This window comes from Actinophytocola sp. KF-1 (assembly GCF_054661535.1).
Window position 1 is genome coordinate 849,567 of the sequence record NZ_BAAFVK010000002.1, and the last position, 23,296, is coordinate 872,862.

At 72.4% G+C, this 23,296-nt stretch carries 21 protein-coding genes and 1 pseudogene; 15 read left to right on the forward strand and 7 right to left on the reverse strand.

Annotated elements, in window-relative coordinates:
• Nucleotides 1-104 precede the first annotated feature (104 nt).
• Genes gatC through ACYQ77_RS09875 form a run of 4 tightly spaced genes read left to right on the forward strand, consistent with a single transcriptional unit; the run spans nt 105 to nt 6,391 of the window.
• Nucleotides 105-404 (forward strand): Asp-tRNA(Asn)/Glu-tRNA(Gln) amidotransferase subunit GatC, encoded by a 300-nt coding sequence (gatC, locus tag ACYQ77_RS09860; protein WP_459709612.1) that lies wholly within the window; start codon nt 105-107, stop codon nt 402-404.
• On the forward strand, nt 401-1,912 hold the full coding sequence (gene gatA, locus ACYQ77_RS09865) for an Asp-tRNA(Asn)/Glu-tRNA(Gln) amidotransferase subunit GatA (RefSeq protein ID WP_459709614.1): 1,512 nt from the start codon (nt 401-403) through the stop codon (nt 1,910-1,912). Before gatC ends, gatA begins: the two co-directional genes overlap by 4 nt.
• Nucleotides 1,912-3,411: an Asp-tRNA(Asn)/Glu-tRNA(Gln) amidotransferase subunit GatB gene (gene gatB, locus ACYQ77_RS09870; protein ID WP_459709616.1), complete on the forward strand. Its 1,500-nt coding sequence runs from the start codon at nt 1,912-1,914 to the stop codon at nt 3,409-3,411. Before gatA ends, gatB begins: the two co-directional genes overlap by 1 nt.
• Before the next feature lie 4 nt (nt 3,412-3,415).
• A complete protein-coding gene (locus ACYQ77_RS09875) occupies nt 3,416-6,391 on the forward strand; it encodes an AfsR/SARP family transcriptional regulator (RefSeq protein WP_459709618.1) in 2,976 nt (991 codons plus the stop codon).
• 4 nt (nt 6,392-6,395) lie between these two features.
• Here ACYQ77_RS09875 and ACYQ77_RS09880 read toward each other — a convergent pair whose 3' ends face one another.
• Entirely contained in the window at nt 6,396-6,923 is a 528-nt protein-coding gene (locus ACYQ77_RS09880) for a hypothetical protein (RefSeq protein WP_459709619.1), read from the reverse strand.
• Nucleotides 6,924-7,122: 199 nt separating this feature from the next.
• On the opposite strand from ACYQ77_RS09880, the gene ACYQ77_RS09885 reads away from it, so the two are divergent.
• Complete coding sequence (locus ACYQ77_RS09885; RefSeq protein ID WP_459709621.1) at nt 7,123-8,304, forward strand: alpha/beta hydrolase; 1,182 nt, start codon at nt 7,123-7,125, stop codon at nt 8,302-8,304.
• An 11-nt stretch (nt 8,305-8,315) separates the two neighbouring features.
• Here ACYQ77_RS09885 and ACYQ77_RS09890 read toward each other — a convergent pair whose 3' ends face one another.
• A complete protein-coding gene (locus tag ACYQ77_RS09890) occupies nt 8,316-9,497 on the reverse strand; it encodes a PQQ-dependent sugar dehydrogenase (protein WP_459709622.1) in 1,182 nt (393 codons plus the stop codon).
• A 52-nt stretch (nt 9,498-9,549) separates the two neighbouring features.
• Here ACYQ77_RS09890 and ACYQ77_RS09895 point away from each other — a divergent pair, with 52 nt between their 5' ends.
• The 3 genes from ACYQ77_RS09895 to hemW are packed head-to-tail and all read left to right on the forward strand — an operon-like array spanning nt 9,550 to nt 12,443.
• Nucleotides 9,550-10,455 carry an NAD(P)-dependent oxidoreductase gene (locus ACYQ77_RS09895; protein WP_459709624.1) on the forward strand — a complete coding sequence of 302 codons (906 nt, stop codon included), beginning with the start codon at nt 9,550-9,552 and terminating at the stop codon, nt 10,453-10,455.
• Between the two features lie 50 nt (nt 10,456-10,505).
• A complete protein-coding gene (locus ACYQ77_RS09900; RefSeq protein ID WP_459709625.1) occupies nt 10,506-11,198 on the forward strand; it encodes a DoxX family protein in 693 nt (230 codons plus the stop codon).
• Nucleotides 11,199-11,210: 12 nt separating this feature from the next.
• On the forward strand, nt 11,211-12,443 hold the full coding sequence (gene hemW, locus ACYQ77_RS09905) for a radical SAM family heme chaperone HemW (RefSeq protein WP_459709626.1): 1,233 nt from the start codon (nt 11,211-11,213) through the stop codon (nt 12,441-12,443).
• Between the two features lie 84 nt (nt 12,444-12,527).
• On the opposite strand, the gene ACYQ77_RS09910 is transcribed toward hemW, so the two are convergent.
• The 4 genes from ACYQ77_RS09910 to ACYQ77_RS09925 all read right to left on the reverse strand — a co-directional run bounded on the left by ACYQ77_RS09910 (nt 12,528) and on the right by ACYQ77_RS09925 (nt 15,154).
• Entirely contained in the window at nt 12,528-13,703 is a 1,176-nt protein-coding gene (locus ACYQ77_RS09910) for an RNA polymerase sigma factor (protein WP_459709628.1), read from the reverse strand.
• Nucleotides 13,700-14,095, reverse strand: coding sequence for a YciI family protein (locus ACYQ77_RS09915; RefSeq protein ID WP_459709629.1), 396 nt, complete (start codon nt 14,093-14,095; stop codon nt 13,700-13,702). The genes ACYQ77_RS09910 and ACYQ77_RS09915 overlap by 4 nt, the downstream gene beginning before the upstream one ends.
• Nucleotides 14,092-14,463 (reverse strand): VOC family protein, encoded by a 372-nt coding sequence (locus tag ACYQ77_RS09920; protein ID WP_459709630.1) that lies wholly within the window; start codon nt 14,461-14,463, stop codon nt 14,092-14,094. The genes ACYQ77_RS09915 and ACYQ77_RS09920 overlap by 4 nt, the downstream gene beginning before the upstream one ends.
• Before the next feature lie 76 nt (nt 14,464-14,539).
• A complete protein-coding gene (locus tag ACYQ77_RS09925; protein WP_459709632.1) occupies nt 14,540-15,154 on the reverse strand; it encodes a TetR/AcrR family transcriptional regulator in 615 nt (204 codons plus the stop codon).
• A gap of 57 nt (nt 15,155-15,211) precedes the next feature.
• Between ACYQ77_RS09925 and ACYQ77_RS09930 the strand changes: the two genes are divergently transcribed.
• Both ACYQ77_RS09930 and ACYQ77_RS09935 read left to right on the forward strand, forming a co-directional pair.
• Complete coding sequence (locus ACYQ77_RS09930) at nt 15,212-15,628, forward strand: hypothetical protein (protein WP_459709633.1); 417 nt, start codon at nt 15,212-15,214, stop codon at nt 15,626-15,628.
• Nucleotides 15,625-16,827 (forward strand): cytochrome P450, encoded by a 1,203-nt coding sequence (locus ACYQ77_RS09935; protein WP_459709635.1) that lies wholly within the window; start codon nt 15,625-15,627, stop codon nt 16,825-16,827. The genes ACYQ77_RS09930 and ACYQ77_RS09935 overlap by 4 nt, the downstream gene beginning before the upstream one ends.
• A 12-nt stretch (nt 16,828-16,839) precedes the next feature.
• Here ACYQ77_RS09935 and ACYQ77_RS09940 read toward each other — a convergent pair whose 3' ends face one another.
• Complete coding sequence (locus ACYQ77_RS09940; protein WP_459709636.1) at nt 16,840-17,547, reverse strand: TetR/AcrR family transcriptional regulator; 708 nt, start codon at nt 17,545-17,547, stop codon at nt 16,840-16,842.
• Nucleotides 17,548-17,643: 96 nt separating this feature from the next.
• Here ACYQ77_RS09940 and ACYQ77_RS09945 point away from each other — a divergent pair, with 96 nt between their 5' ends.
• From ACYQ77_RS09945 to dnaJ, 5 genes and pseudogenes are all read left to right on the forward strand, one after another.
• Nucleotides 17,644-19,191 (forward strand): FAD-dependent monooxygenase, encoded by a 1,548-nt coding sequence (locus ACYQ77_RS09945; RefSeq protein ID WP_459709637.1) that lies wholly within the window; start codon nt 17,644-17,646, stop codon nt 19,189-19,191.
• 322 nt (nt 19,192-19,513) lie between these two features.
• Nucleotides 19,514-20,224: pseudogene (locus tag ACYQ77_RS09950) on the forward strand (IS982 family transposase); the annotation flags it as partial.
• 220 nt (nt 20,225-20,444) lie between these two features.
• Entirely contained in the window at nt 20,445-20,915 is a 471-nt protein-coding gene (locus ACYQ77_RS09955) for a hypothetical protein (RefSeq protein ID WP_459709638.1), read from the forward strand.
• Nucleotides 20,916-21,045: 130 nt separating this feature from the next.
• Nucleotides 21,046-22,071 (forward strand): heat-inducible transcriptional repressor HrcA, encoded by a 1,026-nt coding sequence (gene hrcA / locus ACYQ77_RS09960; protein WP_459709640.1) that lies wholly within the window; start codon nt 21,046-21,048, stop codon nt 22,069-22,071.
• Nucleotides 22,072-22,139: 68 nt separating this feature from the next.
• Nucleotides 22,140-23,288 carry a molecular chaperone DnaJ gene (gene dnaJ / locus ACYQ77_RS09965; RefSeq protein ID WP_459709641.1) on the forward strand — a complete coding sequence of 383 codons (1,149 nt, stop codon included), beginning with the start codon at nt 22,140-22,142 and terminating at the stop codon, nt 23,286-23,288.
• The last annotated feature ends 8 nt before the right edge of the window (nt 23,289-23,296 follow it).

Genomic DNA, 23,296 nt, shown 5'->3' on the forward strand with positions numbered 1-23,296 from the left:
GATAACCCGTTCGTGTGCTCATCAGGGGCGCAAATAGACTGCGGATGCTTTCAGTTTCGAAAGACACCACACGTGAAAGAAACGGTCGACCCAGGAGTCTCTCCGTGCCCAACATCTCCCGCGACGAGGTGGCTCACCTCGCCCGCCTGGCCAGGCTGGCCGTCACCGAGGACGAACTGGACATGTTCGCCGGTCAGCTGGACGTGATCCTCCAGTCGGTGGCGCGTGTCGGCGAGGTGGCGGCCGAGGACATCCCGCCGACCTCGCACGCCGTGCCGCTCACGAACGTGTTCCGCGACGACCTGGTGCGTCCCGGCCTCACGCAGCAGCAGGCCCTGGCCGGCGCGCCGGCCGCAGAGGACGGACGTTTCCGCGTGCCGAGGATCCTGGGGGAAGAGGCATGAGCGACCTGACCCGGCTCACCGCCGCCGAGCTGGCCGAGAAGATCCAGAAGAAGGAGGTCTCCTCGGTCGAGGTCACGCAGGCGCACCTGGACCGGATCGCCGCGGTCGACAAGACGGTCAACGCCTTCCTGTACGTCGACACCGAGCGCGCGCTGTCCGCGGCCCGCGCGGTCGACGAGGACGTGGCCGCGGGCCGCGAGCCCGCGTCGCCGCTCGCGGGTGTCCCGCTGGCGCTGAAGGACGTCTTCACGATGGCGGGCGCGCCGACGACCTGCGGCTCGAAGATCCTCGAGGGCTGGCAGCCGCCGTACGACGCGACCGTCACCCGCAAGCTCCTCGAAGCCGGTGTGGTGATCCTCGGCAAGACCAACATGGACGAGTTCGCCATGGGCTCCTCCACCGAGAACTCGGCGTTCGGCCCCACCCGCAACCCGTGGGACCTCGACCGCATCCCCGGCGGCTCCGGCGGCGGGTCGTCCGCCTCGCTCGCCGCGTTCGAGGCGCCGCTCGCCATCGGCACCGACACGGGCGGCTCGATCCGCCAGCCCGGCTCGGTCACCGGCACCGTCGGCGTCAAGCCCACCTACGGCGGCGTCTCCCGGTACGGCCTCGTCGCGTTCTCCTCGTCGCTCGACCAGGGCGGGCCGTGCGCACGCACCGTGCTCGACGCGGCGCTGCTGCACGAGGTGATCGGCGGCCACGACCCGCTCGACTCGACGTCCATCGACGCCCCGGTGCCGCCGGTCGTCGCCGCTGCTCGCGAGGGCGCCTCAGGCGACCTGTCCGGCATGCGGATCGGCATCGTCAAGGAGTTCCAGGGCGACGGCTACCAGGCCGGTGTCACCGCGGCGTTCCTGCAGGCGGTCGAGGCGCTCAAGGGCCTCGGCGCGGAGGTCGTTGAGGTGTCGTGCCCGCACTTCACCTACGCGCTGCCCGCGTACTACCTGATCGCGCCGAGCGAGGCGTCGTCGAACCTCGCCCGCTTCGACGCGATGCGGTACGGCCTGCGTGTCGGTGACGACCGCGAGAACAGCGCCGAGCAGGTCATGGCGCTCACCCGCGAGGCCGGGTTCGGCGCGGAGGTCAAGCGCCGCATCATGATCGGCACGTACGCGCTGTCGTCCGGGTACTACGACGCCTACTACGGCCAGGCGCAGAAGGTCCGCACGCTGATCACCCGGGACTTCGCCACCGCGTTCGAGAACGTGGACGTGCTGATCTCGCCGACCACGCCGACCACCGCGTTCCGCATCGGCGAGCGCGTGGACGACCCGATGGCCATGTACCTCGCCGACCTGTGCACCATCCCGGCGAACCTGGCGGGCACGCCCGCGATGAGCGTCCCCGCCGGGCTGTCCGACGACGACGGGCTGCCGGTCGGCCTGCAGGTGATGGCGCCCGCCTTGCAGGAACAGCGCATGTACAAGGTCGCGGCCGCCTACGAGGCCGCCCGTGACGCCGCATGGGGCGGCAAGCTGATCGACCGCGTCCCCGAGCTGGAGGCCTGATGACCGTCGCGACCGTCCTCGACTACGACGAGGTCATCGAGCGCTTCGACCCGGTGCTCGGCCTCGAGGTGCACGTCGAGCTGAACACGCACACGAAGATGTTCTGCGGCTGCCCGACCACGTTCGGCGGGGAGCCCAACACCCAGGTGTGCCCGACCTGCCTCGGCCTGCCCGGCTCGCTGCCGGTGGTGAACGCGGCCGCCGTCGAGTCGGCGATCCGCATCGGTCTCGCGCTGAACTGCGAGATCGCGCCGTGGTGCCGCTTCGCGCGGAAGAACTACTTCTACCCGGACATGCCGAAGAACTTCCAGACGTCGCAGTACGACGAGCCGATCGCGTTCAACGGCTCGCTCGCGATCACGCTGGACGACGGCACGGTCGTCGAGGTCGGCATCGAGCGGGCGCACATGGAGGAGGACACCGGCAAGTCGCTGCACGTCGGCGGTGCCACCGGCCGCATCCACGGCGCCGACCACTCGCTGCTCGACTACAACCGCGCCGGGGTGCCCCTGATCGAGATCGTCACCAAGCCGATCGAGGGCACGGGCGCGCGGGCGCCGGAGGTGGCGCGGGCGTACGTGACCGCGCTGCGGGACCTGCTGCGGGCGCTCGACGTCTCGGACGTGCGCATGGACCAGGGTTCACTGCGCTGCGACGCCAACGTGTCGCTCATGCCCAAGGGCGCCACCGAGTACGGCACCCGTACCGAGACCAAGAACGTCAACTCGCTGCGTTCCGTCGAGCGCGCGGTCCGGTACGAGATGACGCGCCAGGCCGCGATCCTCGTCGAGGGCGGGTCGATCCTGCAGGAGACGCGCCACTTCCAGGAGGACACCGGCACCACGTCCGGCGGCCGGCGCAAGGAGACCTCGGAGGACTACCGGTACTTCCCGGAGCCCGACCTGGTGCCGATCGCGCCGTCCGCCGAGTGGGTGGAGAAGCTGCGGGCGACGCTGCCGGAGATGCCGTGGGAGCGCCGCAAGCGCATCCAGGCCGACTGGTCGCTGACCGACCTGGAGCTGCGTGACCTGGTCAACGCCGGTGCGGTCGACCTGGTCGCGGCGACGGTCGACGCGGGCGCGTCCCCGGCCGAGGCCCGTGCGTGGTGGGTGAGCTTCCTCGCGCAGGAGGCGAACTCGCGCGGCATCGAGCTGGCCGCGCTGCCGATCACGCCCGCGCAGGTCGCCCGGACCTCGGCGCTGGTGGCCGAGGGCAAGCTGACGAACAAGCTGGCCCGCGAGGTCGTCCTCGGTGTGCTGGCGGGCGAGGGCGAGCCGGACGAGGTCGTCGAGAAGCGCGGCCTCGCGGTCGTGTCCGACGACTCCGCCCTGTACGCCGCGATCGACGAGGCGCTGGCCGCGCAGCCGGACGTGGCGGACAAGATCCGCGGCGGCAAGGTCGCGGCGGCGGGCGCCATCGTGGGTGCGGTCATGAAGGCCACCAAGGGCCAGGCGGACGCGAAGCGCGTGCGTGAGCTGATCCTGGAGCGCTGTCAGTAGCGCCGTGACGGCCAGGTTCGGCGTCCTCGGTCCTCTGCAGATCACCGGCCGCGACGGCCGGTGGCTGCGCCTGCGCGGGGAACGGCAGCGGTCGCTGCTCGCGATGCTGCTGTTCCACGCGAACGAGCGCGTGCCGACGGACCGGCTCGTCGACGCGCTGTGGCCGGACGTCCCGCCGAAGTCGTACGCCTCGAACCTGCACACCTACGTGTCCCGGTTGCGGGACCGGCTCGGTGACACGCTCATCGACCACGCCGGTCCCGGCTACCGGTTGCGGGTCGCGGACGCGGACCTGGACCTGCTGACGTTCCGCGCGGCCAGCGAATCCGGCCGTGCCGCGCTGCGGGGCGGCGACGCCGAGACCGCCGCGCGGCACCTGCGGCTCGCGCTGGACCAGTGGCGGGACCGCCCGCTCGCCGACCTCGCGCTGCCCGCGCTCGACGCGGAGGTGGCGCGGCTGGAGATCGAGCGGCTGACCGTGTTCGAGGACTGGGTCGAGGCCGAGCTGGCGGCGGGCCGCCACGCCGAGCTGCTGGGCGAGCTGCAGTCGGCGGTGGCGGAGCACCCGTTGCGGGAACGGCTCGTCGGCCAGCTCATGCGTGCGCTGCGCCGTGCCGGCCGCCAGGCCGACGCGCTCGCCGCGTACCGCGCGGCCCGCGCCACGCTCGTCGAGGAGACCGGTCTCGAACCCGGCGCCGAGCTGCGTGCCGTGCACGCGGAGATCCTGCGCGGCGACCAGGAACCGGTCGCCGACGAGTGGCCGATCCGGCAGCTCCCCGCCGACAGCCGCGTGTTCACCGGCCGCGACGACACCGTCGACGAGCTGACCGCGCTGCTCACCGACCCCGGCGGGCTGCCCGTGGTGCTGACCGGCGAACCGGGTGTCGGCAAGAGCACCCTCGCCGTCCGCGTCGCACACCGGCTGCAGCACGTGTTCCCCGACGGTCAGCTCTACGCGCACCTCGCGGGCGCCACCGCACCCCGCCCGGCCGGCGACGTCCTCGCCGACCTGCTGCGCAGCCTCGGCGTCACCGGCCCGGCCATCCCGGACGACGTGCACGCCAAGGCCGCGGTGCTGCGCAGCAGGCTCGCCGACCGCCGCGTGCTGCTGGTCCTCGACGACGCCGCCGATCCCGGCCAGGTCCGCCCGCTGCTGCCCGGCACCGCCAGCACCGCGGTCCTGGTGACCAGCAGGCGCAGGCTGTCCGGACTGCTGGGTGCGCACCGCGTCACCGTCGGTTCGCTCACCGACGCCGAGGCACTGGACCTGCTCGCCGCGATCGCGGGCCCACGGGTGACCGCCGACCCGCACGGCGCCCGCCGGATCGCCGCCGCCTGCGGCAACCTGCCGCTGGCGCTGCGGATCGCGGGCACCCGCCTGGCACTGCGGCCACAGCTGAGGCTCGCGACCCTGGCCGACCGGCTCTCCGACGAGCAGCGCCGCCTCGACGAGCTGTCGGTCAGCGACCTGCAGGTCCGTGCCGGGCTCGCGCTGAGCTACGCGGCGCTGAGCGAACCGGCGCGGGCCACGTTCCGCCTGCTCGGCGCGGCCGCCGTCGCGCGCGTGCCCGCGTGGGCGGTCACCGTGCTGCAGGACGGCGTGGCGGGCGACGCGGCGGTCGACGAGCTGGTCGAGTCGAGCCTGCTGCAGCCCGCCGCCGACGACCCGTGCGGCGAACCGCGCTACGAGATGCACGACCTGGTGCTCACGTTCGCGCGGGAACGGCTCCTCGCCGAGGACGGCGAGGTCGTCTGCGACGAGGGGACCGCCCGCCTGCGTGCCGCGATCCTGGCGGCCGCGGACCGGCTGGGCAGGCACCTGCCGATGGTGTTCCCGGCTCTGGACACCGGCGAGCCGGTGCCCGTCGCGCCCATGCCGGAGGAGAGCCTGGCCCGCTACGCCGCCGATCCGGTCGGCTGGTTCGCGATCGAGCACTCGTCGCTGGTCGCGGCCATCGGCAGGCTGGTCGACTGCGGTCAGTACCGGCAGGCGGCGCGGATCTTCGAGCGGGTCGCGCGGTACCTGTGGCCACAGGGCGCGTACACGGACCTGCGCACGTGCGCGTCGGCACTCGCCGGGGCCGCACGCGCGGCGGGGGACGAGCGGGTCGAGGTGTGGGCGGAAATCGTGCACGCGCGGGTGCTGCACGTGCGGGGCCGCTACGCCGCCGCGGACGCGAAGTACCGCTGGTGCGCCGAACGGCTCGACGGGCCCGCGCTGGGGTGGGTGCTGACGCACCTCGCCGACTGCCTCATCGGGCTCGGGGTGCCGGAGGAGGCCCTCGCCTTGACCGACCGCGCGGCCGAGCTGTCCACTGAGGACGCCGTGGCCGCGACGCGCTCGGCCGCGCTGAACCGGCTGGGGCGGCCCGCCGAGTCGGTCCGCGTGGACACGGACGCGCTGGCGGCGGCACGCGAGTCCGACGACCCACGTGCGGTGGCCGCCGCGCTGCAGAGCCTGTCGTGGAGCCTCGCGCTGACCGGGGAACTGGACCGGGCCGCGACCGCGGCGCGGGAAGCGGTGGCGTTGTTGCGGGACACGACCGCCCGCCGGGCGCTGGCCCGGTCGCTGCGGACACTGGGCGCGATCCAGGCCGGACGTGGGGAGCGGGCCTGCGCACTGGCCGCGTTCACCGAGTGCCGCGCGATCGCGGAGGAGATCAACGAGGTGCCGCGCATCCTCTCCAGCAGGCGCGCCATCGCGGCGAGCTGGGTCGGGGACGGCCGCACCGAGGAGGCGGTGGTGGAACTGCGGGTCTGCCTCGCCGCGTACCGCGAGATGGGTTCCGCGTCGTCGGTGGCGATCACGTTGCGGCTGCTGGCCGCCGCCTACGACGCCGCGGGCGAACCGGAGAAGGCGGAGAAGGCACGTGCGGAGGCCGACCGCACGGCCGACCCCCGCGACAGCAACGCCCACGCACTCACCGCGTTGCTCATGAACCTCACCAGGGTGCCGGGCCCCTCGCTCCCGGCACACTGAGCCGTCAGCCCTGCCGCAGCGCCTTGCCGTAGCGGCCGACGGCGGGCAGCCACGCGAACACGATCGACACGACCGCACCCAGGATCGCGAGCATCGCCAGCCCTGCCATGGCGGTGGTGGTCTCGTCGCCGAGGATCACCAGGCTGAAGACCGTCGTGAGCGCCGCCGAGACGGTGACGAGCACGCGGGTCCAGGTGGCGGCCTTCACCATGAGCAGGCCGAACACCAGCAGTGCAGCACCGGCGCCGAGGGCGAGGTAGCCGCGCGTGGTGAACGTGCTGACGACCTCGTCGAGCGAGCCCTCACCCGCGAGCTGCGCGAACGCGTCGAGGTCGGCCTCGGTGACACCTTCTGGCATGCCCGCCTGCACGAGCAGGTCCTTGACGAGTTCCTTGCCCCCTGTGGCGATGAGGATGCCGTTGACGATCGCCGCCAGCGCGGTGACCACCACGACACCGACGGCCGCGACGAGCAGCCCCGGCCTGCGGGCAAGGCTGCTCGTCGCGACCGGCGTAACCGGAATTGCGGACACGGTTCTCCTTGCTGAGTAACGGAAATGTGGCAAGGTGACCACTGACGCGACACCCCTCGAGACGCGGTGGGCACCCAGGCGGAGCAGGCTAGGGACCCCCGCCACACGGAGCGCACACAGAAGGGGTGGGGCTGTCCCCACCACCGATCCACCGGCCCGCCCCATACCGGCGGCGCGCACGCCAGGGCAGTGTTCGCGCATGGGGAAATTCACGCGGAAATCCGTTCTGGCGGTGGTGCTGGCCGCCGCGGTCCTGTTCCCGGGCGCCGCCGTCGCCGCGCCGCCACCGGCCGCCGTCGACGACCACACGCGGGCGACGCTGCTCGGCAGCATGTCCCGGCAGGAGGTGGCCGCCTACCTCACCGGGCACGGCCTCGACGCGGGGACCGTGCGCAACGACGTCGACCTGTACCTGTCGCGGTACTGGACCACCGGCGCCGACGGCAGGCCGACGACCGCGAGCGCGCTGACCGTCCTGCCGAGGACCGGCGCCCGGTCACTGCGCACGGTGACGTGGCTGCACGGCACCAGGGTGTACCGCGGGGACACGGCGTCGCGGTCGGACAACCTGGACCGGGCCGCCGCGGTGCTGTTCGCCGCCGGTGGCGACGCGGTGGTGGCGCCCGACTACCTCGGCCTCGGCACGGGTCCGGGGACGCACCCGTACATGCTGGCGCGGCCGACCGTCACCGCGACCGTCGACGCGATGCGCGCCGGCCGCGCCATCGCGGCCCGGTCCGGCAGGTGGCTCGACCGGGAGGTGCTCGTGAGCGGGTTCTCGCAGGGCGGGCAGGCGGCGATGCTCGTCGGCCGCGCGCTGCGGTCGTCCCGCGAGTTCGAGCTGGGCGCCGTCGCGGCGATCGCGGGCCCGTACGACATCCGTGGCGAGGAGCTGCCCGCCGCACTGGACGGCAGGCTGGACGGGGTGAGCGCGGTGGTCTACCTCGGCTACGCGATCACCGCCTGGAACCGCTCCCAGAAGCTGTACGACACGCCGTCCGAGGCGTTCCGCGCGCCGTACGACCAGGTCGTGGACGCGTTGTTCGACAGCGACCACCAGGAGGCGGACGTGGTGCGGGCCCTGCCCGCCACCCCGCAAGAACTGTTCACCGACGCGTTCCTGGCACGTCTCGCGCACCCGACCGGAGCCCTGGCCGAGGTGCTGGCGGCGAACGACGACCCGTGCCGGTGGCGGCCGAGGGTGCCGGTGCGCCTGTACGCGGGCAGGGCCGATCGCGACGTGGTGTTCGCCAACGCGGAGAGCTGCGCGAGCGACCTGCGCGCACACCGCGCCCGGGACGTGCGGGTGGTCGACCTCGGCGACCTCGACCACTTCGGTTCGGCCAGGGCGGCGCTCCCGGCGATCGCGCGGGAGTGGTGACCGCGCTCGGGCTAGTCCGGTCCGCCGGCGCCACCACCCGTCGGCGGCAGGACGACGATCGCGCGGTCGTCGCTGGAACCGGGCTTGCCGCCGTCCTTGTTGACCGTGCCGACGACCGCCACCTGCTCGTTCACGGCGTCCATGCCGCCGAGCAGGCCGAAGCCCTCGTCCTTCGCCAGCGAGATCTGCGGCTTGCCGGAGAACGACCCGTCCGGCGCCATCGGCAGCATCTGCGCGTTGCCCGCCTTCGACGTCACGACCAGGACGCCGCCCGCGCTCGCCGAGCAGCCCGCGACCCCCGGCCGGTCCGGCCAGGTCCACGCCGGGGTCGTCAGGGGCTTGCCGGGGGTGAGCCGGTACAGCACGTCCTGAGTCGCGGTCCGGTCCGTCACCCAGGTGCCCGACCCGTCGAACGCCGCGCACATCCCGCCCGGCGCCCGCAGCCCGCTCGCCACCACCAGCGAACCCGGCGTCGGGTTGCCCTCGGCGGGCTGCCCGGACGCGTCGAACCGCAGCACCTTGCCGGCCAGCGACTTGAGGTCCCCGGCCGCGGTCGGGTTGCCCGCGTCGCCCGTGGCGAGCAGCAACGCGCCGCGGCGGTCGAGCGCGAGCGCGCCCCGGTTGTTGGTGGCGCCCCTCGGGATGCCGGTGATGATCGGCTTGGGCACGTCACCGGGCGCGATCCGCACGACGCGGTTGTCCGTCGCGGTCGTCACGTAGGCGAAGATCAGCTGGTCCTCGGCGTAGGTGGGGGAGAGGGCGAGCCCGGTCAGGCCGCCGTCCGTGCTCCCGTCCACCGGCACGGTCGCCACCACCTGCGGGTCGTTGCCCAGCTTGACCCGCAGGATCCGGCCGGACTTCCGTTCGCCGACCAGCGCGGTGGGGTCGCGGCCGTCCCCGGGCAGCGCCGCGACCGCGCTCACGGTGTCCATGCAGGTGCCGATGACCGCGGGGTTGTAGTCGGTGCACCCGTCGGGCGGCGGGATCTTCGACGGCCGCCCGCCACCGCCGCCACCCGGCTGACCGGGCTGCCCCTCACCGGGGACCTGCGGTTCCGGCCCGCCCTGCGGGGTCAGTTGTTCCTGCGGCCGCCACGCCTCCGGCGGCGGCTGGTCCGTGAACGTGGCACACCCGGCCGTGAGCAGGGCAGCACCCAGCACGCCCGCCACCAGCACACGTGACCTCGAGGACATGGCCCCACGCTAGGGTCCCGGCCGTGAACCTCGGGTAAGTAGGGTGCCCGACGTGACGATCACCGTGCTGGTGCCGGACGAGGCCGGCGTGGCCGCGCTGACCGGCGTGAACGGTCTCGACGTGGTCCGCTACGAGGTCGACGGCGAGCTGCCGGAACGCGCCCAGGTGCTGGTGCCCGGCTTCCTCGCGCCCGCCGACCCGGCGGCGTTCCTCGCACGGCTGCCGAACCTGCGGCTCATCCAGCTGCTCACGGCCGGTGCGGAGGCGTGGGTGGGCCGCGTGCCGGAACACGTCATGTTGTCGGTCGCCAGGGGCGCGCACGGCGGCAGCACCGCGGAGTGGGCGCTCGCGACGCTGCTCGCGGTGTACCGGGACCTCATCCCGTTCGAGCGGGAGCGGGTGGCCCGCACGTGGGTGCGCAGGCCGACCGAGACGCTGATCGACAAGAAGGTGCTGGTCATCGGCGCCGGGGACCTGGGAACGCAGCTGAAGCGCAGGCTGGACGCGTGCGACGCGACCACCACGCTGGTCGGCACGACGGCCCGCGACGGCGTGCACGGTTTCGACGAGGTGCCCGACCTGCTGGGCGCGCACGACGCGGTGGTGCTGATGGTGCCGCTCACGCCCGCGACCGAGCGCATGGTCGACGCGGAGTTCCTGTCCAGGATGCGGGACGGCGCGGTGCTGGTGAACGCCGCGCGCGGCAAGGTTGTGGACACCGACGCACTCGTCGCCGAACTGGCGAGCGGGCGGCTGCGTGCCGCCCTCGACGTGACCGAGCCGGAGCCGCCACCCGAGGGCCACCCGCTGTGGTCGGTGCCGAACCTGCTGCTCACCCCGCACGTCGCGGCGAGCGTCGAGGGGTACGAACGGCGGGCGTACGCGGTGGTGGCCGAGGAGATCGCGCGGTTCGCGGCGGGGGAGCGCCCGCACAACCTGGTACGGGGCCACTACTGATCGCACGGTCAGGGGTCCACCCGTTCGGCCTAGGCGTTACCCTCCCCGGGGTGAGTACTGAAGACGACCGTGGCTACTACACCACGGCTGATTCCTCGTCCACGACCCAGAGCTTCGGCCCGCGCCCGGGCACCAGCTCGTCGTCGATGTTCGACGACGACGACGATGACGGCTACTCGAGCGCGCCGACCACGTCCCTCTCCAGCTACGACCACGAGTCGCCGCTGGAGGCCTCCGCGCAGGCGAGAACGCCGGAATGGCACCGCGGCCTGGACATCGGCCTGCTGGTGCTGCGTGTCGTCCTCGGCGCGATGTTCGTCGCGCACGGCACCGACAAGCTGTTCGGCTGGTTCAACGACGGCATGGGCATGGAGGCCACCCGGCAGATGCTCACCGGGTTCGGGTACACCGAGCCCGGCGCGCTGGCCCTGGTGGTGGCGCTCGCCGAGACCGTCGGCGGGGTCCTGGTCATCCTCGGCCTGTTCTTCCCGGCGGGTGCCGCTGCCCTGCTCGGCGTGATGGCGAACGTCATCGTGGTCAAGGGCGACTGGAACCTCTTCCTCGGCGACGTCGAGCTGGAGATGATGTACGCCGCCGCCGCGTTCGCCCTGCTGTTCACCGGCCCCGGCCGGTTCGCCATCGACCGGCACACGCACTGGTGGCGCAAGGCCCCCGTGTACGGCTTCGTGTTCCTGGTCCTGGCCGCCGGCCTGACCGTGGTCACGCTGGTCGTGTTCCGCTGAGATACTGGCGGGGTGCCATCAGCACTACCGGACGGTGACGTAGCTCCCCCGGACGGCGCGCTGCCCGAGCAGGCCCTCGATGGTCTCGGCAGGCGCCCGTTCGGGGTCTACGTGCACGTCCCGTTCTGCGCCACCCGCTGCGGCTACTGCGACTTCAACACTTACACCGCGGCGGAGCTGGCGAGTTCCCCGGCGTCCCCGCAGTCGTGGCTGGACGGCCTGCGCGCGGAGCTGGCGCTGGCGGCGTCGGTCCTGGGCGCCCCACCGCCCGCCGACACGGTCTTCGTCGGCGGCGGCACCCCGTCCCTGCTGGGCGCGGACGGCCTGCGTGCCGTGCTGGACGCGGTCCGGGACACCGTGGGCCTGGCGCCGGACGCCGAGGTGACCACGGAGTCCAACCCGGAGTCCACCGGCCCGGCGTTCTTCGCGGGCCTTCGCGAGGCCGGGTACACGCGGATCTCCCTGGGCATGCAGTCGGCGGCACCGCACGTGCTGACGGTGCTGGACCGGACCCACACCCCGGGCAGGGCGACGGAAGCGGCCCGCGAGGCCCGCCGGGCGGGCTTCGAGCACGTGAACCTGGATCTGATCTACGGCACCCCGGGCGAGAAGGAAGCCGACCTGGCGGCGTCCCTGGACGCCGTGCTGGACGCGGGTGTCGACCACGTCTCGGCGTACGCGCTGATCGTCGAGGAGGGCACGGCACTGGCCCGCAAGATCGCCAGGGGCGTGCTGCCCGCGCCGGACGACGACGTGCTGGCGGACCGGTACGAACAGGTCGACACGGCGCTGTCGGCGGCGGGCCTGCACTGGTACGAGGTGTCCAACTGGGCCACCGAACCCAAGGCCTGGTGCAGGCACAACCTGGGCTACTGGCACGGCGCCGACTGGTGGGGCGCCGGCCCGGGAGCGCACAGCCACGTCGGCGGCGTCCGCTGGTGGAACGTCAAACACCCGGCCCGCTACGCGGCGGCGCTGGCGGAAGGGAAGTCCCCGGCGGCGGCCAGGGAAACCCTCACCGCGGAGGACCGCCACCTGGAACGCGTGATGCTGGAACTGCGCCTGGTCGACGGCCTGCCGGTGGAGGTCCTCTCGGAGGCGGCGCAGAAGGAAGCCCGCCAGGCAGCGGAGGAAGGTCTGCTGGACCGGGACGCCCTGGCAGGCGTCAACGGCCGCTTCGGCCGCTGCGTCCTGACCTTCAAGGGCCGCCTCCTCGCCGACGCGGTGGTCCGCCGCCTGACCTGAGTTGTCCACAGCCCCGAGCCGACCTGCCCGTTCCTGTCGGTGCCCCGCCGTAGCATGGAAACCGGGGGCCGGAGGCCACTCCCGTCACCCCAACCGGGCCGCGCGGTCCCGCAGGTAGCGCTGCTCCGGCACGCTCGTCGTCAGCCGCGCCGCCACGTCGTACTCCGCCCGCGCCCCCACCCGGTCCCCGGCCAGCTCCAGCAGGTGCGCCCGCACGGCGTGCAGCCGGTGGTGCCCCTCCAACCGACCGTCCAGCCTCCGCAACACCGCCAGCCCCGCCTCCGCGCCCTCCGCCATGCCGACCGCGACGGCCTCGTTCAGCGTCACCACCGGGTTCGGGTCCAACCGCGACAGCACCCGGTACAGCGCCACCACCTGCGCCCAGTCCGTCGCCGCCGCGTCCGCAGCCTCCGCGTGCACCGCCGCGATCGCCGCCTCCACCTGGTACACGCCGACCCGTGCGTGCGTCAGCGCGTGCCGCACCAGCGCGAGGCCCTCCTCGATCCGCGCCCGGTCCCACCGCGTCCGGTCCTGCTCCGCCAACGGCACCAGCGCACCGTCCGCCGTGGTCCGCGCCGCGCGGCGTGCGTCGGTGAGCAGCATCAACGCCAGCAGCCCGGTCACCTCACCGTCCTCGGGCAGCAACCGCCGCAGCACCCGGGTCAGGCGTATTGCCTCGCGCGTCAGCGCCACCCGCTGCAGCGACGGCCCCGACGACGCCGTGTAGCCCTCGTTGAAGATCAGGTACAGCACGTGCAGCACCGGCCGCGGGTCCGCGGGCGGCACGAACTGCCCGCTGGCCTTCACCTTCTGCTTCGCCCGCGCGATCCGTTGCGCCATCGTCGCCTCCGGCACGAGGAACGCCCGCGCGATCTCCGCCGTCGTCAGCCCGCCGACGGCACGCAACGTCAGCGCGACCTGCGACGCAGGCGACAGGTCCGGGTGACAGCACAGCGCGAGCAACGTCAGCGTGTCGTCACCCGGCACGGGCACGTCGGCGCCCGGTGCGGGCAGGTCGCCCGGCACCGCCTCCTCCCGCCGCCTGCGGGCCTGCTCACTCCGCAGGTGGTCGGTGAGCTTGCGCGACGCGACCGTGATCAGCCACGCCTCCGGCTGCGTGGGCACGCCGTCGGCAGGCCAGTGCGTCGCCGCCGCGAGCAGGGCCTCCTGCACCGCGTCCTCCGCCGCCGCGAAGTCCCGGTGCCGTCGCAGCAGCGCGGCGAGGACCCGGGGTGCGAGGTCGCGCAGCAGGTCGTTCACATCTCCGCACCCGACATGCTCATGATCGGCCGCACCTCGACCCCCGCGAACCGCGCGTCGGGGAACCGGGCCGCGATCTCCGCCGCCCGCTCCTGGCTGTCGCAGTCGAGCACGAAGTACCCCGCGAGCTGCTCCTTCGCCTCCAGGTAGGGCCCGTCGGTGGCCACCGGCACCCCGTCCACCCCGCGCAGGTGCCTGGTGAGTCCCGGATCCGCGAGCGCGACACCCTCGACGAACTCGCCGGAGGCGTGGATCTCCGCCCACATCTCCTCGGCCTGCCGGACGATCTCGTCCCGCTCCTCCCGCGGCAGCGCCTGGAACCCCGGGTCGTGGTGGAACATCGGGTGCTCCCAGTTCCTGGGGTTCGCGTAGATCATGACGAGGTACTTCACCGTGCCTCCTCCAGGCCCGCGACGCCGACGAGGTTGCCCTCCGGGTCGGTGAAGTGTCCAACGGCGAACGCGCCCCGGCGCGCCGGCCCGAGCACGCGGGTGCCGCCGAGGTCCTCCGCCCTGCGCAACGCGGCCTCGACGTCCGGCACGCCGACGTAGAACAGCACCTTCGGCATGAACCCCGCACCACCGCAGACCCCGCCGTTGATCCCGCCGCCGTGCACGAACCCGTACTCGCCCGGCCGCGACACCTCGCCGGTGGCCGCGTCACCGACGTCGTAGGTCCACCCGAACAGGTCCGCGTAGTACCGCCGCAGCTCCCCGGGCCGCGCGCCGACGATCTCGAAGTGCACCACCGGTCGACTCATCGCTGTCCTCTCGCCGTGGCGCCCCGGCCGGGCGCCTCACCACGGAGGACGGAGCGGGCGGCGCGCGCTCGACATGTCAGGCAGGCCGCGGTGCCGCCAGCCCGGCGAGCATGCGCCCGATGACCGTGCGGTACTCGTCCCGCAGCCGCGGCTTGTCGGCCTCGGCTGCCCGCGACAGCGCCTGGCCCGCGCCGCCCAGCATGCAGAAGGCCAGCCGTGACGTGGTGTCCACCGGCAGGTCGACGACGTGGCCGCCCTCGACGAGCGCCCGCACGTACTCCTCGATCAGCCCGAACGCGAACTTGTTCTCGAGCTCCTCCCACCGCACCCACCCCAGCGCGATGGGCGCCTCCTGCCACACGATCCGGCCGTACACCGGGTCCGCGCAGGTCTCGAGGAACGAGTCGAGCGCCAGCAGCGCCCGCTGCCACGGGTCCTCGCCGCGGTCGCCCGCCTCCGCCGACCGGCGCACCGCCTCGGTCTCCAGCTTCTCGAAGACCGCCTCGAACAGGGCTCTCTTGCTGGGGAAGTGGTGGTAGACGGCGCCGCGCGTGGCGAGGATGTCGGCCGCCACGTCCTCCAGGGAGGTCCCGGCGAACCCCAGCGTCGCGAAACGGCGCGTGGCCGCCTCCAGCAGTGCGGCCCTCGTCGCCTCCGAGAACTGGTCGCGCCTGCTCTTGCCCGTTGACATGCACGGAGTATAAGACATACGCTGCGTATGTGACCGACGCTGAGTAGGTGAAACGCCATGTCCATGGCCTGGGAGCGGACCCACCGGCGGTACGCAGTGACACGAGCGGTGCTCACGGCAGTGGCGAGCACCGGACGGCCGGTCATCCCGGCCGTTCTGCTGGGGGAGATCGACGCGCTGTACGGCGACCTGGACGCGTTCCTGTCCGACCTCCGCCGCCGCTGGTACCTGGTGTTCGACGCCCGGCTCGACGCGTTGCTCGAACACCCGCCGCCGGACCTGGCGCACGCCGTCGACGACCTGCGCCGCGACCTCGATCGCGAGCAGCCCGCGTTCCGCGTCCTCTTCGAGGCGTACCCGGACCACGCGGCCGGCTACGACCTCGACCACCGCGACCACCACCGCGCGACGCTGCGCGCCGCCACCGGGGTGGACCAGCACGTTGCCCGCACCCGGACGAGGAGGGTGTCGTGACCGACACCGAGCTGCTGTTCAACCCGTTCCTGCCCGACTTCACCGAGGACCCGTACCCGCACTACCAGCGCATGCGGGACCAGGACCCGGTGCACGAGCACCCGCTCGGGTTCTGGCTCGTCACCCGGTACGAGGACGTGACAGCACTGCTCCGCGCGAAGCTCTCGGTCGAGACCCGCAACCTGTCCGGCGGCCTGATCGCCGAGCAGTACGAGCAGCTCGACCCGGGCAGCGCGCTGACGCTGTCCATGCTCGACCGCGACCCGCCCGACCACACGCGGCTGCGGGCGCTCGTCACCAAGGTCTTCACGCCCAAGGCCATCGCGGCGCTGGAGCCGATGGTGGCCGAGCTGGTCGACCGGTCGCTCGACCGCATCGCCGACGGGGGCGAGGTCGACCTGATCGACGAGCTCGCCTTCCCGCTCCCGTTCGCGGTGATCTCCGAGATGCTCGGCACCCCGCCCGCCGACCACGCGCGGCTCCGCGAGCTCTCCGGCACCCTCGTGCGCTCGCTCGAGGTGCAGACCGATCCGGCCGTCATCCAGGCGATCGCCGCGGCCGAGGCCGAGCTGACCGCGATGATGCGCGACATCATCGCGTGGAAGGGTGACCACCCCGCCGACGACCTGCTGACCGCGCTGATCGCCGCCGAACACGACGGCGACCGGCTCACCGAGGACGAGCTGGTCGCGCAGGTGCTGCTCCTGTACGTGGCGGGCCACGAGACCACGGTCAACCTGATCGGCAACGGCGCCATCGCCCTGCTGCGCAACCCGGACCAGCTCGCGCTGCTGCGCGCCAACCCGGACCTCGCGGCGAACGCGGTCGAGGAGCTCCTGCGCTACGACAGCCCGGTGCAGCAGTCGCGCCGCATCACCACCGCGCCGTACACGCTCGGCGGGCGCGAGATCCCGGCGGGCGCGTTCGTGATCGCAGGCCTGGCGTCCGCCAACCGCGACGAGCGCCACTTCGGTCCCGGCGCGCACGAGCTGCGCATCGACCGCGAGGACGCCAGGACGCAGGTGTCCTTCGGCGCCGGTCCGCACCACTGCCTCGGCGCGGCACTCGCCCGCCTCGAAGGCCGCCTGGCGCTGGGCACGCTGGTGTCCCGCTTCCCGGACCTGTCGCTGAACGGCGACGTGGAGTGGAACGGCAGGCTGAACCTGCGCGGCGCGGCGAGGCTCCCGGTCGCGGTCTGACCCCGGCCCCGGTCAGGTGGCGGGCCGCCGGGGCCGGAACGCGCCGACGAGCCCCGCCAGGAACACGTCCAGCCCGAACTCGAACCGCTCCTCCGGCGTCGCCTCGGACAGGATCTGCCCGACGCCGAGCAGGTTGGGGAACTGGGCGGGGCGCGCCGCCATGTAGGCGCCGATCTCCCTGCCGCGCGTGGCGATCTGCTCCGGGTCGACGTCCCCGGACTTCGCCGCGCCCGTCTCGAACGCGAAGGCGGCGCACCACAGGGACAACGTGTCGAACGCGAGCACCGCGACCCGGTCGGGCAGCCCGCCCGCGCGCAGCACGGCGAGCACGGCCTCGCCGTAGGCCAGCGCGTTGGGCCCCGCGGGCACGATCGTCTCCAGGCCGACCCGTGCGATGCCGGGGTAGGACGTCAGCATCCTCAGCTGCGCCCTCGCCATCTCCACGATCTGCTCGGTCCACCGGTCCGGGTCGGGCGCGGGCCGGGGGAGCGTCCCGAGCAGCCGGTCGAGCATCAGCTCGTGCAGCTCTTCCTTGTTGCTGACGTGCGCGTACAGCGACGCCGGGCCGGTGCCCAGCTCCTGCGCCACCCGCCGCATGCTCACGGCCTCCAGGCTGCCCTTGCCGAGCAGTTCGAGCGCCGTGTCGACGATCAGGTCCTGGCTGAGCGCCCGGCGCTGCTGCGCCGCCACCCGCGACCTGGGCCATTCCGCCGCCAACACCACCACCTCCGTAGTCGAGCAGCCTACTTGACACGAACGCCGTTCGCGCGTAGAACGGTGTTCGAAACAACGAACGCCGTTCGCGAGGAGTGAGTGATGACAGACGAACGACACCCGGTACTGGTCGTCGGCGCGGGGCTGGCCGGCCTGTCGGCGGCGATGTTCCTCGGCGTGCACGGGGTGCGGGCCCTCGTGGTCGAACGCCACCCCACGACGTCCGTCTACCCGAAGGCGAGAGGCCAGTTCCCGCACACCATGGAGGCGCTCGCGGTCGCGGGCGTAGCGGATCGGATGGTGGCGGCGAGCCCGCCCGAGCCCGGGTTCCGCATAGTGGTGGCGGAAAGCGTGACGGGCCGCGCCTACAACGACGTGCTGGTGGACCGCGGTCCCGACTTCAGCGAGCTGAGCCCGGCGGGCTGGGCGAACGCGAGCCAGGAACGTGCCGAACCCATCCTGCTGGCACGGGCGCGCGAGCTGGGCGCGGACGTCCGGTTCGCGACGGAGCTGGTGTCGTTCACGCAGGACGAGACCGGGGTGCGTGCCGTGCTCCGGGACGAGCGGGGTGAGCGCACCGTCCTGGCCGACTACCTGGTGGCGGCGGACGGCCACCGGAGTCCGATCCGGCAGGCGCTGGGCATCGGCGTCCACGGGCGCGGCGACCTGAGCCGCTCCGTCGGCATCGTCTTCGAGGCCGATCTGGGCAGGCGTGGCTTCGGCCTGTACTACCTGCAGAACCCGGCGCTGCCGGGCGGCAGCGGTGTGGTGGTGAGCACCGACGAACCGGACCGCTACGCGCTCGCGGTCGGCTACCGCGAGGACGTCACGGACGCGGAGTGGCTCGACCTGATCCGCACGGCCACCGGCGTCCCGGACCTGAACCCGACGCTGATCACGAACGGGGTCACCCACGGCCACACCGCGGTCCGCGTGGCCGACACGTTCTCGCGCGGCCGGGTCCACCTGATCGGCGACGCGGTCCGGGTGATGCCACCGACGGGTGGTTTCGGCGGCAACACGGCGATCATGGACGGCTACTACCTGGCGTGGAAGCTGGCGATGGTGGTGAAGGGCGAGGCCGGTCCGGGCCTGCTGGACAGCCACGACCCCGAACGCCGCCCGTACGCGGACATCCTGGTCGAGCAGCAGTACGCGGCGTACGTCCAGCGCATGCGTCCGGACCTGGTGGACGACACGGTGGCGGCCCCGGTCGACCCGATCTCGACGCTGTTCTTCGGCTACCGCCACCTGTCCAACGCCGTGATCGCGGACCCGGAGGACGACGGCGCCCCACTGGAGAACCCGGAACAACCGACGGCCCGGCCCGGGTCACGCGCACCCCACATCCCGTTGCGCAGGAACGACAAGGACCTGTCCACAAGAGACCTGTTCGGCCGGACCTTCGTCCTGCTGGTCGCCTCGGCGGGCGAGAAGTGGCTGCAGGAGGCACGAAAGGTGAACCTGAGCCTGACGGTCCACCGGATCGGCACGGACGTGGAAGACCCGGAAGGCCGCTTCACGAAGACGTACGGCATCACCGAGCGAGGCGCGGTACTGGTCCGCCCGGACGGTTTCGTGGCCTGGCGCGCGGAAGCAGAGGAAGGAGACCTGCCCCACGCGATAACCAGAATCCTGGCCCGCGACTGACCCCAGCAGCGAAAGCCGCCCGAGCCCCGACAAGCCCGGCTCCAGAGCCACACCTGCTCCAACCCCTGGCCACGGCATCGACTCCCGGTGCGCCGCGACGGTGGAACCCGTGAGGTAGCAACGTTGGGCAGGCCCGGCTCTGACCGGTCCAACGTTGGCCGCAGACGTCGCGGCTCACTCCATCGGCCGCGGGACCGATCCGCTGACCCTCCCGCGAGGCTCGGATCGCGGTCCGCGAGCGACGTCCGGACAAGGCTCGCGGCCGCCCTCAGACGTGCTTCGCCACCGAGAACCGGGTGCGTCTGACGGCCTAGACGAGTAAGCGGTGGCCCAAGCACTGCTCGGGTTTCGCCTCTGAGGCCTGGTGGCTTCGGTTCCTGCCGATGCGGATGCCAGGCGCGTTTCCGTATCTGCCGGGTCAGTCCGGCTACAACCGGCGCCTCCGGGCGGCCCTGCCCGTGGTCAAGCAGGTGATGCGCTGGTTGGCCACGGACACCGATATCGGGAGTGACCCGGTCTGGGTCGTTGACTCCACCCCCGGTGGAATGCGGCCGGTCCCGACCCACAGCGCAACGTTCAGCACTGGCCGGGTGGGCCACGTACGGCTACTGCCGATCACATATCCCGCTGGTTCTGGGGCCTGCGCCTGCATCTGATCTGCACCCCGGCCGGCCTACCGGTCACCTGGGCACTGGCCGACCCGAAGATCGACGAGCGGCAAGTGCTCATGGCCATCCGCGACCGCGAGCACTACCTGCTCACCGAACGCCCCGGACTGCTGATCATCGCTGACAAGGGCTACGTCTCCCGCGAACTCGACCACTACCTCGAACAACGAGGCATCCGCCTGATCCGCCCGTCCTACCGCAACCGCACACCACATCCTGGTGAGCCGCTGCTCAAGTCCATCCGTCAACTGATCGAGTCAGTCAACGACACCCTGAAAGGACAGCTGAACCTCGAACAACACGGCGGCCACACCATCGAAGGCGTCGGAGTACGCATCGCCCAACACCTCCTGGCCCTGACCGCCTACGACCACTGACCGAGTTACGCATTACTCGTCTGGCCCCCAACGGCCATTCGGGTGCGGCTTCTTGGGTGCCGGTGAGCCCCGGGTGCGGGCGGTTCCTCGGTGCCGGCTCGCCACAGCGACCGAAGGGGGCTGGCACCGGACGGGGCGAGGCGGTTGACCTTCACCCAAACCCGGCCGCCGCGGCTGGCGACGCGGAGGCGTTCACGAGAGGAGATCAATGAAGCGACAAGTCTGGACCGCGACAGGCGTGATCGAAGCGCCACCGACGGACGTGTGTGACGTGTTTCTCACCGCACGCGAGGGAGCCGTCGGCGCAGGCAACGCGCTGCTGCTGCGCGCGCTGCCGGGAGCCGGCCGGTTCATGCGGTCGGCGAGCCTGTGGGGCGGCCCCCGCCAGTTCACCCTCCGCTACTGGGCGCGTCCCGCCGGCACCGTCGAAGTGGACCACGCCGCCGGGTACTTCGCCTTCCAGGGCGGCTACAAGTTCCGGGCCGAGTACCGGTTCTCGCCGCATCCCGCGGGGACGTTGCTGACCTTCACGGCAGTCAACGTGGCACCGGAGGAGCATCGGAGCCGGGCACTGGTGCGGTTCCAGTTCTGGCTCGGCGGCAAGCTCAAGATCGGCCTGCGGGGGAGTCTCAAGCACATCGGGAGGAGGTTCGGCTGCCGCACGTACCCTCTGTCGTGAATCGATTCAGCGGCGCATGACTCCGATTGGTTGAGTCTCCTCGGATCAAGTCCGGCCGCCATTTGGCACCGGTTCGACCGGTACTCGCGTGGACCTCCGTAAACTTGTGGTGAAGACGGGAGGTGACCTGATGGCGAGTACGGACGAGCGGCGGTTCGCGGTGCTGCGAGCGATCGTGGCGGACTATGTGTCCAGCCAGGAGCCGGTTGCCTCCAAGGCGATCGTCGAGCGGCACAACCTCGGGGTGTCCAGCGCCACCGTGCGCAACGACATGGCCTCGCTCGAAGAGGACGGCTACATCGCCCAACCACACACGAGTGCCGGGCGGATACCGACCGACAAGGGCTACCGGCTCTTCGTCGACCGCCTCACGGACGTCAAGCCGCTGTCCTCGGCGGAACGGCGGGCGATCCGGTCCTTCCTCGAAGGGGCGATCGACCTCGACGACGTGATGCGGCGCAGCGTGCGGCTGCTCGCGCAGCTGACGCGGCAGGTCGCGGTGATCCAGTACCCGACGCTGACGCACTCGACGGTCCGGCACATCGAGCTGGTCCAGCTGACGCCCGCCCGGGTGATGCTGGTCCTGATCACCGACAACGGGCGGGTCGAGCAGCGGACCGTGGACCTCGGCGACGTGATGACCGAGGAAACGGTGTCGCGGCTGCGGAACATGTTGAACTCCGCGCTCGTTGACCATCCGTTGACGGAGGCCGCCGCCAAGGTCAGCGAACTGCTCGAGGAGGCACCGTCGGACCTGCGGGACGCGATGACGCGGCTCGCGACCGTGCTGGTCGAGTCACTGGTGGAGCACCCCGAGGAGCGCCTGGTCCTGGGTGGCACCGCCAACCTGACCCGCAACGCGGCCGACTTCCCCGGGTCGCTGCGCCAGGTCCTCGAAGCTCTCGAGGAGCAGGTGGTGGTGCTGAAGCTGTTCGCCGCCGCCAGCAAGCCTGGCACCATTACGGTGCGGATCGGGGAGGAGAACGAGGCGGCCGAGATGCGCAGCACCTCGGTGGTCTCCATCGGCTACGGCGCGCACCAGACGCTCCTCGGCGGCATGGGCGTGGTCGGGCCGACGCGGATGGACTATCCGGGCACCATCGCGGCCGTGCGTGCGGTCGCCAACTACGTGGGAGACATCCTGTCCGGGCGATGATGCCCGCGACCGGACCGAGCAGGGAGTGAGCCCCCGGAGCCTCTCCGGGGCAGGAGGACGGGAACACGGTGGCGAGGGACTACTACGGCACTCTCGGGGTGCGCCAGGACGCTACGTCCGACGAGATCAAGCGCGCCTACCGCAAGCTCGCGCGCGAGCTACATCCCGACGTCAACCCCGACGAGTCGGCCCAGGAGCGGTTCCGCGAGGTCACGGCGGCCTACGAGGTGCTGTCCGACCCCCAGAAGCGCAAGATCGTCGACATGGGTGGCGACCCGCTCGGCAACGGCGGCGGGGGCGGCGCCCGCGACCCGTTCGCGGGGTTCGGGCTCGGCGACATCATGGACGCCTTCTTCGGCGGCGGCGCAGGTGGTGGGCGGGGACCCCGCAGCCGCGTGCAGCCGGGCTCCGACGCGCTCATCCGCATCGAGCTGACCCTCGAGGAGTGCAACACCGGCGTCAGCCGTGAACTGACCGTCGACACCGCCGTCCTCTGCGACCTGTGCCGCGGCGCGGGCACCGCCGAGGGCACCGCCGTCCAGGTCTGCGACACCTGTGGCGGCCGCGGCGAGATCCAGTCCGTCCAGCGCTCCTTCCTCGGCCAGGTCGTCACCGCCCGGCCGTGCCCCGTCTGCCGCGGCGTCGGCGAGGTCATCCCCGACCCGTGCCGCCAGTGCGGTGGCGACGGCCGCGTCCGCGCCCGCCGCACCATCACCGCCAAGGTCCCGCCGGGCGTCGCCGACGGCATGCGCGTCCGCCTGTCCGGTCAGGGTGAGGTCGGGCCCGGCGGCGGGCCCGCGGGCGACCTGTACGTCGAGGTCGTCGAGCAGCCGCACCACACCTTCGAGCGCAACGGCGCCGACCTGCACTGCACCGTGCGCATCCCCATGACCACCGCCGCGCTCGGTGCCGTCCTGCCGCTCGAGACCCTCGACGACACGGTCGAGCTCGAACTCGAACCAGGCACCCAGCCCGGCACCGAGATGCTCCTCACCGGGCACGGCCTGCCGCGGCTGCGGTCCTCCGGGCGCGTCGACGGACGCGGCGACCTGCACGTGCACGTCGAGGTCGAGATCCCCAACAAGCTCGACGCCCGCCAGACCGAACTGCTCCGCGAACTCGCCAGCATCCGCGGCGAAGAGGACCAGATCGTCGCGGCGACCAACGGCCGGGGCGGCGGCGGGCTGTTCTCCCGGCTCCGCGCACGGCACCGCTGAACGGAGCC